Raw genomic sequence first — 14,666 nt, 5'->3', positions numbered from 1 at the left:
CATCCATAAAAATATAATACCTAAATTATCAAAAATAAAATTAGGAAATCCCATATAAATAAGCAGGTGGAAAGGATTAAGGGTGTTTTTTATTTTTAAAAATGTGTTTTAGAAGGCAAAAATCAGTAAAGTAAATAAGCGGCTAAAAAGAAGTTTTTGTGTTGTTTTTTTATAGAAAAATACTTAAAAATAAATTACACCCAACAGGTTAAACAAACAACAGCTAATAAAAAAAGACCCTCAATTTCTCGAAGGCCTTTTTATTATAAATAACAAATAGCTATTATCGTTTTACTACACGTAGCGTTTGTACATTATCTTCCTGTGATACAACCACGTTGTAAACACCACTCGGATAATGATCTCCGATGGTCGTTGTTTCTAAATCAGATACTCTCGCTTCACGCTGCTCGATCAATCTTCCAACCATGTCATAAACTTTTAAGTTCACTACTGAATCACTAGAGGTCTTAACATCCAGCATAAAGTTATTCGCAAAAGGATTCGGATAAGCACTCGCCTGGAATACTGTAGCTACAACTATTTTGCCCGATGGTGTCGGTGGTGCCGGAACAGAAATATCACAATCTTTACCAGCATAAGGGAAACCATAAATAAATGCATCTACCTGTAGCTTATAATCCCCACCTACTGTCAATGGTGTCAATAAATGGAAGTCCATTAAACGTACATATCGGTTATAACTATAATACTGCTGGCTGTAGCCATCTTCATTATACAATGTAAATATATATTGAGCTCCTCCTATACCTAGTGGATTAGCATAAATAACAGTGTTGTACGAAGTCAGAGCAAGCCCACCTTCCCCTGCACAATCGCGCAGTGAAGCAAGCGGTGCTTCTGGCGTAAATACTGAACAAGTAGTCCCATAGCTTGAAGGCAGAGCAACACTGTCAATTAAAACTATTGCCTTAACTCTGATTCGATACTCAGCACCAAACTTAATTGGGAAACTACTCAATTGTAATAAATTGAAAGACGGACTCGGACTGTTAAAGACTGTAGTAGCCGTAACTAAATCATCCTCAATCAACGAAACCTCAAAATCATAACTTGATGCAGAAACTACACTTGTCGCACGAATCGTACTTGATACCTGTGCCAAATGACTGCCACAAGCCAAATCAGTCAATGCAGTCTGCGCTACTCCTGGCGTAGTAACACTACACGCAGCACCATAAGTAGGCATCCATTCCTGATTCAATCGAAGCGCTACTTCTATAGTATAAGTAGTGCTATATGTAGCAATATCTGTATAGGTTAATTGGAAAACATAGTTTGGACGATCCACAATACGAAACGCTCCTGTTTGTGTATTGGTAACTCTAAAACGATAACCTGTAACTGTTACTCCGGATGGAATCGCCTGTGAAAAACGATCGCCTCGAATTATCTGACCCGTACTGGTTAAGTTTGCTCCACAATCACCTAGTCGTAATCTCGAAGTTATAATAGCACACCCTGATAGTAAGCTACCATTACAGTTTTGAAGTATGCCGTCGTAACAAGTCTCTGCAGCTCCTGGATAAATCGTGGCAGCTGAATCATTACAGTCAAATGCTACTCCAAATCCTAGTACTCCTTGTGCTCCTCCTACTACTCTGTAAACTGCTGGTGCTGTAGCTGCAGGTTGTGAACACGCAGTAACCGTAGTTGGTGAAGAAGTGATATATCTGTCGCCATCTGCATCTAAATACCATGTTTCGGCAGTAACTGAATTTACTATTATAGAAGCTTCAACAGCTGGCGTACAAGTTCCCGTTACTCTTGCAAAGTAAGTCCCTGGACCTGCATTAGCCAAGGTTGTACCAGTACCCAAATTGGTTCCTCCACCATTGGTGGCTGTCCACCAGTTTACTGTAGCACCTGCTCCTGCAACTCCATTCGCTGTAAGTGTTTGTGTAGCATTAGAACATAATGAAGTATTTGATACGCTTCCTGTTATATTCGTAATAGCTGGAATCGCAGTTGATGAAATAGTTATAGAAGCTTCAACAGCTGGCGTACAAATTCCCGTTACTCTTGCAAAGTAAGTCCCTGGACCTGCATTAGCCAAGGTTGTACCAGTACCCAAATTGGTTCCTCCACCATTGGTGGCTGTCCACCAGTTTACTGTAGCACCTGCTCCTGCAACCCCATTCGCTGTAAGCGTTTGTGTAGCATTAGAACATAATGAAGTATTTGATACGCTTCCTGTTATATTCGTAATAGCCGGAATCGCAGTTGACGAAATAGTTATAGAAGCTTCAACAGCTGGCGTACAAGTTCCCGTTACTCTTGCAAAGTAAGTCCCCGGACCTGCATTAGCCAAGGTTGTACCAGTACCCAAATTGGTTCCTCCACCATTGGTGGCTGTCCACCAGTTTACTGTAGCACCTGCTCCTGCAACTCCATTCGCTGTAAGCGTTTGGGTAGCATTGGAACATAATGATGTATTTGATACGCTTCCTGTTATATCCGTGATAGCCGGAATCGCAGTTGACGAAATAGTTATAGATGCTTCAACAGCTGGACTACAAGTTCCCGTTACCCTTGCAAAGTAAGTCCCCGGACCTCTATTAGTCAAGGTCGTACCTATACCCAAATTAGTTCCTCCACCATTGGTGGCTGTCCACCAGTTTACTGTAGCACCTGCTCCTGCAACCCCATTCGCTGTAAGCGTTTGGGTAGCATTGGAACATAATGATGTATTTGATACGCTTCCTGTTATATCCGTGATAGCCGGAATCGCAGTTGACGAAATAGTTATAGATGCTTCAACAGCTGGACTACAAGTTCCCGTTACTCTTGCAAAGTAAGTCCCCGGACCTCTATTAGTCAAGGTCGTACCTATACCCAAATTAGTTCCTCCACCATTGGTGGCTGTCCACCAGTTTACTGTAGCACCTGCTCCTGCAACCCCATTCGCTGTAAGCGTTTGGGTAGCATTGGAACATAATGCTGTATTTGATACGCTTCCTGTTATATTCGTGATAGCCGGAATCGCAGTTGACGAAATAGTTATAGATGCTTCAACAGCTGGACTACAAGTTCCCGTTACTCTTGCAAAGTAAGTCCCCGGACCTCTATTAGTCAAGGTCGTACCTGTACCCAAATTAGTTCCTCCTCCATTGGTAGCTGTCCACCAGTTTACTGTGGCACCAGTCCCTGCAACACCGTTCGCTGTAAGCGTTTGGGTAGCATTAGAACATAATGCTGTATTCGAGATACTTCCTGTTATACCAGTAATTGCTGGTATGTCAGTAACAGTAAAAGTTGCTGTGTAAGGGCCACTGGAAGTTCCATCACTAAAACTAAAGTTACCACCAGAATATACTGCATTTCCCTCAAAATAAACCTCAATAACATATGTCCCGGCAGTGGTTCCGGAAAGCATGTTGATATTCTGAGTAGTTTGATCCCACTTTTTATCATTATTACCTGCCACAGATCTAAATCCTAAACTCATAACTGTGTAACTGGGTGCGGTAGTCCCACTTTTGTAAATTCTGTAATACATACGGGGACAGAATACATCGCAGGTAACATTATCATTGCCATTCTGGAATGTGTTGGCTTCTGCCCCATTTAGGATTAATGTGGCATTTTGACAATAAGTCCCTAAATTGGCGCCATTAAAAAATGACCCGAGACTATTACCATAGTAGGTATTACCTCCTCCATTATTAATAATTACATATTGCTTCCAAAACCCAGCACCTGCGAAGGCAGTACTTGAATAAAGAAAAAGTAAAACAAATGCGGATTTAACAATTTTTTGATAATTGAGTAATTTTGTTTTCATAAAAAAAAATAAATTAAATGTTTAAATTATTGCATTAATTAAAAATGCATTTAATTCATGGCTATTGTATGAAAAGAGTAAACTTAGGGAATGTAAATATATAGAATAAACCTTATTTAAAATACTTCCCAGGTTCAATTACACTAAACGAAAACGTTTGCGTGTTAATAAATTATTGATTTTTAGTTAATAAAGTAAGTAATCTAAAATAATTCCTGTCAAAATTTATAGGATTTGTAATTAAGAATAATACTGATTTGATTATCTACTCCCTTTTAGATATACTATTGAAACAAAAAAAGACCCTCGATTTCTCGAAGGCCTTTTTATTATAAATAACAAATAGCTATTATCGTTTTACTACACGTAGCGTTTGTACATTATCTTCCTGTGATACAACCACGTTGTAAACACCACTTGGATAACGATCTCCAATGGTCGTTGTTTCTAAATCAGATACTCTCGCTTCACGCTGCTCAATCAATCTTCCAACCATGTCATAAACTTTTAAGTTCACTACTGAATCACTAGAGGTCTTAACATCCAGCATAAAGTTATTCGCAAAAGGATTCGGATAAGCACTCGCCTGGAATACTGTAGCTACAACTATTTTGCCCGATGGTGTCGGTGGTGCCGGAACAGAAATATCACAATCTTTACCAGCATAAGGGAAACCATAAATAAATGCATCTACCTGTAGCTTATAATCCCCACCTACTGTCAATGGTGTCAATAAATGGAAGTCCATTAAACGTACATATCGGTTATAACTATAATACTGCTGGCTGTAGCCATCTTCATTATACAATGTAAATATATATTGAGCTCCTCCTATACCTAGTGGATTAGCATAAATAACAGTGTTGTACGAAGTCAGAGCAAGCCCACCTTCCCCTGCACAATCGCGCAGTGAAGCAAGCGGTGCTTCTGGCGTAAATACTGAACAAGTAGTCCCATAGCTTGAAGGCAGAGCAACACTGTCAATTAAAACTATTGCCTTAACTCTGATTCGATACTCAGCACCAAACTTAATTGGGAAACTACTCAATTGTAATAAATTGAAAGACGGACTCGGACTGTTAAAGACTGTAGTAGCCGTAACTAAATCATCCTCAATCAACGAAACCTCAAAATCATAACTTGATGCAGAAACTACACTTGTCGCACGAATCGTACTTGATACCTGTGCCAAATGACTGCCACAAGCCAAATCAGTCAATGCAGTCTGCGCTACTCCTGGCGTAGTAACACTACACGCAGCACCATAAGTAGGCATCCATTCCTGATTCAATCGAAGCGCTACTTCTATAGTATAAGTAGTACTATATGTAGCAATATCTGTATAGGTTAATTGGAAAACATAGTTTGGACGCTCCACAATACGAAACGCTCCTGTTTGTGTATTGGTAACTCTAAAACGATAACCTGTAACTGTTACTCCGGATGGAATCGCCTGTGAAAAACGATCGCCTCGAATTATCTGACCCGTACTGGTTAAGTTTGCTCCACAATCACCTAGTCGTAATCTCGAAGTTATAATAGCACACCCTGATAGTAAGCTACCATTACAGTTTTGAAGTATGCCATCGTAACAAGTCTCTGCAGCTCCTGGATAAATCGTGGCAACTGAATCATTACAATCTCCGCCGCCTAATATACCGGTGCTGGTCCAACCAGTCCCTGAAGGTGGTGAACATGATGTTTGTGGTAAACCAGTATAATAATGATCCCCATCGGCATCTAAATACCAAGTAGCTGGTGATGAAACGGTTCCTGTAATAGTAATTTGTGCGGTAGCAGTACAACCGTTAGCTCCTGTTACTGTTACAGTATAAGTTCCTGCTGTAGCAAAGCTATTTGCTGCAGTACCCGGAGTAGCTCCGCCATTCCATGAATAGCTTCCGCCTCCTGTTGCTGTTACATTAATACTGCTTTGTGAACAGGATAATGCTGTAGTACCACTGTTATTAGTAATACCAGCTGTTACTGGCGTACATGTACCTGCCACTGTAGTTCCGACTTGGAAACTAGCACTACGACAACCTCCTGAACTTAGAACACTTGCCAGAATTGTTTGTGGTGCAGCATAAGTTGGTAAAGAAGAACTCCATGAAGAACCTCCATTAGTAGAATATTGTAAAGTTCCTCCTGATCCTGAAACTGAACCAACAGCTATAGAACCGCCACTTACTGTACATAAGCTAGCACAAGTACTATTAGTTATAGATAAAGCTCCTGTTGGTGCTGATGGTGTGGTACAAGTACCTGCCACAGTAGTTCCAACTTGAGTACTAGTACTACGACAACCTGCCGGACTTAGAACACTCGCTAAAATAGTTTGTGGAGCAGCGTAAGTTGGTAAAGTTGCACTCCATGATGAACCTCCATTGGTAGAATATTCTATAGTTCCTCCTGATCCTGAAACTGAACCAACAGCTATAGAACCACCACTTACTGTACAAGCGCTCACACAAGTACTGTTAGTAATATCCAAAGCTCCTGTTGGCGCTGATGGGGTGGTACAAGTACCTGCCACAGTAGTTCCAACTTGAGTACTAGTGCTACGACAACCACCTGAACTTAAAACACTTGCTAAAATAGTTTGTGGAGCAGCGTAAGTTGGTAAAGTTGCACTCCATGATGAACCTCCATTTGTAGAATATTCTATTGTTCCTCCTGTACCTGAAACTGAACCAACAGCTATAGAACCGCCAGTTACTGTACAAGCGCTAGCGCAAGTACTATTAGTAATATCCAAAGTTCCTGTTGGTGCTGATGGCGTAGCATCTTCAACAATAACTGGTATTGAAACTGGAGTACCACAAGTACCTGTTGCATACGCATAGTATGTACCAGGACCTACTTCTTCTGATGATGGTGAACCTGTTCCATAAGTATCTCCGGTTCCATCACTATTTGTACTCCAAATTACTGATGCACCAGTACCACTTAAACCACTATAAGTTAAAGTAGTTCCTCCATCTGCACAAACTGGGTTTATTGAAGCACTGGCAGATTCAAGTGCAACAGGAATACAAGCAGTTACAAAAGTAACATTGATAGTATGGTCAGAAGTTACATTTGAGAACACATAAGTTCCTCCTGTTGTATAATTCCCTGTGTTCAATGTAACCCCAGTTGAAGAATCAACTGTTACGTCACTAATTAAAAAACCTGGATCAGGTGTAATAGTATACGATTGACCTCCACCTGAACAAACAGTCGTTACTCCACTTGGTGTTATGCTACCGTTAGATACAGGAGATGCAGTTATAGTGTATTTTGGATTTACAACCCAGCTTACTGTATTATATCCTGATGCAGTACATCCGCTTTGTGAAGCAGTACGTCTTGTACGAATAGAAACTGATGTTTGACCAGTAGTATTAATTGAACTACCAGATGTATAAGCTACATAAGCATCTCCACTCAGACTTACTTCAAGTTCGTCGGCTACTGTACCAGCTCCGCCAGAACCTGCTGTTAATGTGGCTGAAACTGAATCACCTACACAAACCGCTGATTGAACTCCTGTTGGAGATAATGTACCGGCAACTGGCTGAGCATTGACTGTAATAGCAGCAGTGCCTTCATTTGATGAACATCCATTTATTGTTGATTTAACATGATATGTAGTACTAACTGCTGGTGTAGCTGTCACACTAGCTCCAGAATATGTATCTAAACCAAGGTCTGCTGCTGTCCATGTAAAAGATGCTGGAATAGTGTAATATATTTTAATTGATGCCGCTGTCACACTTCCTGAATCTGTGCCAAAATTATCATAGAATAGCACAGACCACGTACCATTCGGTATAGTAAACAATTCTGAAAAAACTTGAGTGTTTACTACGTTCGTAGTAGCAAATAAACTTGCAGCAGCAGTTAACTGCGCTTTAAAAGTACCTGTATAAGGATTACCTGTTGCAGGGAATGCCGTCGCACTTGTATCAGAAGTGACGACAGTATTTGTGAATCCTAAACCTGAGTTACTTCCTCTATCGTACATTAAATTTACAATTTTACCGTTTGGAGCTTTTAAACTAACTTCAACATCAGCAGAGTAAGTATGAGAAATACTATATGTTACTTCTACTTTGTCAATAACAGCACCTGTAGGAATTGTACTTGGAGTAGCATTTAATGCAACACCTGTTGAAATACCATCCGGAATAGCAAAAGAGGTTGATGTACTTGCGGTATATGAAGAAGCTAAAGTCCCTCCGATTGCCGTTAAACCAACACTTGAACCCAAACATATATTAGCCGATGAAGGTGTAACACTCACCGTTGATGGGTTTGGAAGAACCGAAAGTGTTTTTATAGCTGAGGTTAATACACAACCACCCGGACTAGTTACCTGAACAGTATAATTTGTAGTTGAAGTCGGGCTAACGTTTATTGATTGTGTTGTAGCCCCACCTGGACTCCATAACCAAGAAGTCCCTGTTCCTCCAGTTTCTGTTAATGTAACCGCTGCATCATTAGCGCACTTAGAAGAAGCTCCACTAATAGTAGCCACAGATGGATTTATTGTAACCGTTATTATTGATGAATTATTAGTTACTGTACCAAACGGACAGGTTACTTTTAACCAATAGTATGTAGTTGTAGTTACTGTTCCTATTGGTAAACTTAGATTAGAATAATTAGCACTAGCAGAACCTATTCCGGTTCCAGCTCCAGGATAATCACCAAAAACAGTAGAACTAAACCATTGGTAAGTACTTCCAGTCCCTGTTGAAAAACCGGTTGAAGATAGTGATAATGCTGAGGTATTGGATGCACAAAACGAACCTCCACCAGCACCTGTTCCACCTACAGCTGAGGTACAATCCGGAACAAATTCAACAATAAAATTATCAATAAAGAAATCTATATCGGCAGTACCATTTGATGCTCCTTCGAAAGCACGGAAAGCAAATTGAACCGTTTGTCCGCTATAAGCACTAAGACTAGCTTGATCAATTTGCCCTAAATTAGAAGGAACATTTGAAGCATTATATGTTTTTAATACAGTCCAGTTCGCATTTGATGTAGAAACTAAAAGCTCAACAAAATCGTCTGACTCCCATGCTGTTGTAAGAGCGCCAGTTCCGTTAAATTGTGTTGCGCCTACACTGTATTTGACTATATAACTACTAGATGGAATTGTATAAAATGGAGATATTAACCATTCAGAACCATTTGCTTGATCAATATTCATTTTTGCTGCCCCAGTAGTTCCTGAATTCAAAAATCCATCTACAGCCCAATCACTAACTGAAGTACCTCCAACTGTTGTTGGACCAGCTGTTAAATCACCTAAATCACCCTCTCTCCAACAAGCAGTTGGTAGATAAGTGGCAAAAGGTTCTGTACTTGGAAAAGTTGTAATGGCATTACAAGCTGTAGTAAATGATGTTACAGTTGAATTTGCACTATAGCCTCCGAATGGACATACTTGTCTAACATATACAGAATAGGCCGTATTTCCCGACAAGCCTGACAAACCATAAGGTGTCGTTGCAACACTTGAAGCAATCGTACCTCCTACACCTGCAGTGGCTCCTGTTCCAGGAGTAAAACCAGATGCTCCGTACTCTACAATATAAGAACCAGCACCTGTCCATGTGATATTGGCAGAATTATTGGTCACAGTATTATTGGCAACAGAAGTTGCAGCTGAACAAATAGTAGCCTGTCCTAAAGTGTAAGCAGTGGCACTATAAAATGGCTCTCCAGAACAATTATCATTATAAGAAAAAACGTGATAGTAATATTGTGTTCCTGCTGTTAATCCCGAATCCGTAAATGATGTACTGTTGGCAGCCAATCTTACATTAGTTGTACCGCCCAAAGCAGTGCTCCCAATAGTATAAGGAGTACCATTAGCAGGAGTTGGCGCTGTAGCGCTAGTGCTTCTCACCACCAAATATTTACTAGGTGCCGGAGAAGCTGCAGTAAACGAACCACTCAAAGAAGTTGTTGTCACCGAACTAAATAATAAATTAGATGCTAAAGCGGTAGGTGTTGTACAAGCTACCGGTAATTCAACAATAAAATTATCAATAAAGAAATCTACATCGGCACCACCATTTGATGCCCCTTCAACTCCTCTGAAAGCAAAATGCACAGTCTGTCCATTGTAAGCACTGAGACTTACCTGATCAATTTGACCTAAATTAGAAGGAACATTGGTGTTGTCATAAGTTTTAAGAATAGTCCAATTAGTATTGCCCGTTGAAACTAATAACTGAACAAAATCGTCTGCTTCCCAGGCTGTTGTAGGAGCTACTGTTCCGTTAAACTGTGTTGCACCTACACTATATTTCACTATATAACCTGAAGCAGGGATAGTGTAATAAGGCGTTATTATCCAATCATTATCTGCAGCAGCATCAATATTTATTTTTGCTGCCCCTGTACTTCCTGAATTTAAGAAACCATCCACAGCCCAAGAACTTGCAGTACTTGAAATTGTATTCGGACCGGCTATTAAATCTCCTAAATCACCTTCAGACCAACAAGCACTTGGCAAATAGGTAGCAAAAAGTTCTGTACTTGGAAAAGTCGTAATGGCACTACAAGCAGTAGTAAATGAAGTAGCTGCTGCGTTAGCACTATAACCTCCCAATGGGCATACTTGTCTAACATATACAGAATAGGTTGTATTTCCCGACAAGCCTGACAAACCATAAGGTGTTGTGGCAACACTTGAAGCAATCGTACCTCCAACACCTGCAGTGGCTCCTGTTCCAGGAGTAAAACCAGATACACCGTACTCTACAATATAAGAACCAGCACCTGTCCATGTGATATTGGCAGAATTATTAGTCACCGTATTATTGGCTACAGAAGTTGCAGTTGAACAAATGGTAGCTTGTCCTAAAGTGTAAGCTGTAGCGCTATAAAATGGCTCTCCTGCACAAATATCATTATAAGAAAAAACGTGATAGTAATATTGCGTTCCTGCTGTTAATCCGGAATCAGTAAATGAAGTAGCATTGGCAGCTAATCTTACATTAGTAGTACCACCCAAAGCAGTGCTACCAATAGTATAAGGAGTACCATTAGCAGGAGTTGGTGCTGTAGCACTATCGCTTCTTACCACCAAATATTTACTAGGTGCTGGAGAAGCTGCAGTAAACGAACCACTCAAAGAAGTTGTTGTCACCGAACTAAACACTAAACTAGATGCTAAAGCAGTAGGGGTTGTACAAGCTACCGGTAATTCAACAATAAAATTATCAATAAAGAAATCTATATCAGCACTACCATTTGATGCTCCTTCGAAGGCACGGAAAGCAAATTGGACCGTTTGTCCGCTATAAGCACTAAGATCTGCTTGATCTATTTGACCTAAATTAGAAGGAACATTTGAAGCATTATATGTTTTTAATACAGTCCAGTTCGCATTTGAAGTAGAAACTAATAACTGAACAAAATCGTCAGCTTCCCAGTTAGTAACAGCGGTAGTTAAATCAAAATTTGTTGCGCCTACACTATATCTAACAATATATCCATTAGCCGGAATTGTATAAAATGGAGACATTAACCATTCAGAACCACTTGCTGTATCAATATTCATTTTTGCTGCCGCTGTAGATCCTGAATTTAAGAAACCATCCTCAACCCAATCACTAACTGAAGCACCTCCAACTGTTGTTGGACCAGCTGTTGAATCGCCTAAATCACCCTCTCTCCAACAAACAGTTGGTAGATAAGTGGCAAAAGGTTCTGTACTTGGAAAAGTTGTGATGGCAGCACAAGCTGTAGTAAATGATGTTACCGTTGAATTTGAACTATAACCTCCCAACGGACATACTTGTCTAACATACACAGAATAGGCCGTATTTGCTGACAAACCTGTTAAAGAATAAGGTGTCGTTGCAACACTTGAAGCAATCGTACCTCCTACACCTGCAGTGGCTCCTGTTCCAGGAGTAAAACCAGATGCTCCATACTCTACAATATAAGAACCAGCACCTGCCCATGTGATATTGGCAGCATTATAAATCACATTATTATTGGCAACAGAAGTTGCACTCGCACAAGGAGTAATTTGACCTAAAGTATATGCAGTGGCACTATAAAATGGTTCTCCTGTACAACTATCATTATAAGAAAAAACATGATAGTAATATTGTGTTCCTGCTGTTAATCCCGAATCAGTAAATGAAGTACTATTGGCAGCCAATCTTACATTAGTTGTACCGCCCAAAGCAGTGCTGCCAATAGTATAAGGAGTACCATTAGCAGGAGTTGGCGCTGTAGCGCTAGTGCTTCTCACCACCAAATATTTACTTGGTGCCGGAGAAGCTGCAGTAAACGAACCACTCAAAGAAGTTGTTGTCACCGAACTAAACACTAAACTAGATGCTAAAGCAGTAGGTGTTGTACAGCCTGGTAAGACAAGTGGAGTAAAATTTCCTGCATCAGCTCCAATATCTGTAGGGGTTAAACCCGATCTAGTTTGACCATCATAATCATCAGCAACTCCCACTGATACTCCAGACGCTTCTGCATATGTAGCAACAGCAGGATTAATATGTAAATCAGGAGTTGCATTAGTTGGATCTAAGTATTGAGGATTACTTTCGTAACTTCCTGCATCTTGTCCTACTGCTGTTTTCCATGCACCAATGTTAGCTACATCGAGTGAATTAAAAAAGCCGAACACACCACCTGTTCCGTTTACAAAATAAATATTATTATTAATCGTTAGACCAGTTGGGTTTGCAGCAGTACCATTAATTTTAATAGCATAGTGCTTACCCGTTGCTGTACTATTGGTTCGTCCATTAAAGAAAATATTATCTCTAAAAGCACGAGTATTATTAGTTATAGTACCATTAAAAGCATAAGAAGCACCTGAGCCAGCCGCCGCAGTACCACCTATATAAATACTATTATGATAAAAATTATCCGTACCTGATGCACCATTAAATCCATTAATACCAGTTGTTCCGCTATTAGTAGCTGCCACACCAATAGCATTAGAAATACCAGCTCCCAATGTAATCATATTATTGCGATAAGTGGTTGTTCCACCGGCTACTCTTATACCATTAATTTCTGCGGATGTACTGGTAGTTGAACTAGTTAAACCATAAATAAAATTTCGCTCAACAATATTTGCTGTTGAACCCGTAAACTGAATTCCCGTTACTGTAGTTGCTGCACTAGCATTGCTATTGCTAAGATTAAAAATTGAATTAGTTCCAATTGTTTGATTAGCAGTAGAAGCTGAACAAATACCAATCATTGAAGCTGATGCAGCTGTTCCTGTTCCACCAGCAACTGTCATATTGCGCACAGTATTACCTGTTATAGTTCCTATAGGATTAGAATTTAATATTCCGTTTACAATAGTACCTGCAACTGTTGACGTAGAGTTTATTGAATTAGTAACAGTACCTCCAATTGTATTACCCGTACAAGTCCATGTTGCTGTACTTGTCGTATTACAACGAAGACCATAAATACTAGAACCTCCTGAACCAGAAGCTGAAGCTGTAATCCCTCCTATATTATTGCCATTAGTTGTCCAGTTATTTGAACCAAAATTAAAAATACCATTAACATCTGAAGCGGAAGCTGAACTTGAAGTATACGTTATACTTCCGGTTGCAGACATACTCCCTATGGTATTATTATTACAAGTCGTCAGACCTGCGTTAACATATATACAATGAAATGGTGAAGTTGAAGAAGTTCCACTTTGAGCACCTGAAATAGCTATACCCGCTATAGTATTAGAAGAAACATCAGTTGCTGTTGTACTTCCTACATTGAGATAAATTGGAATATATATTGACCCTGAAATTCCAACCATAGTATAAATTCCTGTACCTGTTGAACTTGCAAAACCAATGGTATTACCAGTTACCTGAAAATTATTTCCCGAAGTATTAGTTATATAGATGGCTGAATGGGTTGATCCCGTTGTTTGTGTTCTAGTTGCTGTCTGATAAAACTTATTATTGGTAAAACTATTTGAAATAGAACCAGTAGTAGAGTATATACCCGCACTCGCAACTGTCGCAGAAAAATAATCATAAATATTATTATTTGTGATAAGGTTTCCACTGTTTTCTCTTCCAGCAGTACCACTTCCACTAAAGTGAAAAGCTTTAGATGGTAAGTTTGCCCCAGCAGGACCAACATTACAATTGCTAATCGTATTATTATCATCACCCACAGATGTTCCCGTTCCAAACCAAATTGTTCCACCACTGGTGGTAGTAGCCATGCTAGCTGAACCCAAAACTGTACAATTAGTGACGGTATTTCCAATTGCATCTGCTCTAAAGTCAATTGTACTAGTTCCTGAAGTAGCAGATGTACTAAGATTAGAAATTGTCAATGAATTCCCTCCTGAATTTAGACCATTAATAGTTACATTATCTGCACCATTGAAACTAATCAAAGGCGATCCTGCGGCAGACGTTCCAGATATAGTTCTTGCGGCTCCATTACTTGCTAATGGCTTAATAGTTAGCGTAGTCCAAGTACCCTGGTTCAAAGAGTTGGCACCAGTTTCCGATGTTGAGTTGCTAGTTTGTTCAACTACTATTGCACCTGTTCCTGTAATTGTCCCTGAATTAAGAGATGCAAAAACACCAGAAGCAAGAGTTAAAGAAGTGTACGTTCCATTACCGGAGGTAGCACCAGACACTGTGAACTGCGCCTTAGCATCAAACCCAGAAAATAACATACCAAACAAAAGCATCATGCTTAACAACCACTTAGTTTGTGAATTGTCAGAATTTTTTATTTTTCTTGTTTTTAAATCTTTATTAGCAATTACAAGTAGGTTACTAATGCTCGAAGGGGAGTACTGATTCATCATAATTTAAAAAGTTGGTTATAATCGAAT

2 protein-coding genes are annotated in these 14,666 nt (G+C 39.7%); both read right to left on the bottom strand.

The features are described 5' to 3' along the window. Nucleotides 1-283 precede the first annotated feature (283 nt). Nucleotides 284-3,805, bottom strand: coding sequence for a T9SS type A sorting domain-containing protein (locus tag GS03_RS06775; protein ID WP_136151796.1), 3,522 nt, complete (start codon nucleotides 3,803-3,805; stop codon nucleotides 284-286). A gap of 349 nt (nucleotides 3,806-4,154) precedes the next feature. Then, nucleotides 4,155-14,639 (bottom strand): T9SS type A sorting domain-containing protein, encoded by a 10,485-nt coding sequence (locus GS03_RS06770; RefSeq protein WP_136151795.1) that lies wholly within the window; start codon nucleotides 14,637-14,639, stop codon nucleotides 4,155-4,157. Between the last annotated feature and the right edge of the window lie 27 nt (nucleotides 14,640-14,666).

It is taken from the genome of Flavobacterium sangjuense (genome assembly GCF_004797125.1).
GTDB classification, from domain to species: Bacteria; Bacteroidota; Bacteroidia; order Flavobacteriales; family Flavobacteriaceae; genus Flavobacterium; species Flavobacterium sangjuense.
Note: the sequence above shows the minus strand (reverse complement) of the source record. Positions and strands in the feature narration are given on the sequence as shown.

Excerpts from the sequence above, each read along its gene's own strand:
- GS03_RS06775 (WP_136151796.1), bottom strand. The coding sequence starts at position 3,805 with ATGAAAACAAAATTACTCAATTATCAAAAAATTGTTAAATCCGCATTT.
- GS03_RS06770 (WP_136151795.1), bottom strand. The coding sequence starts at position 14,639 with ATGATGAATCAGTACTCCCCTTCGAGCATTAGTAACCTACTTGTAATT.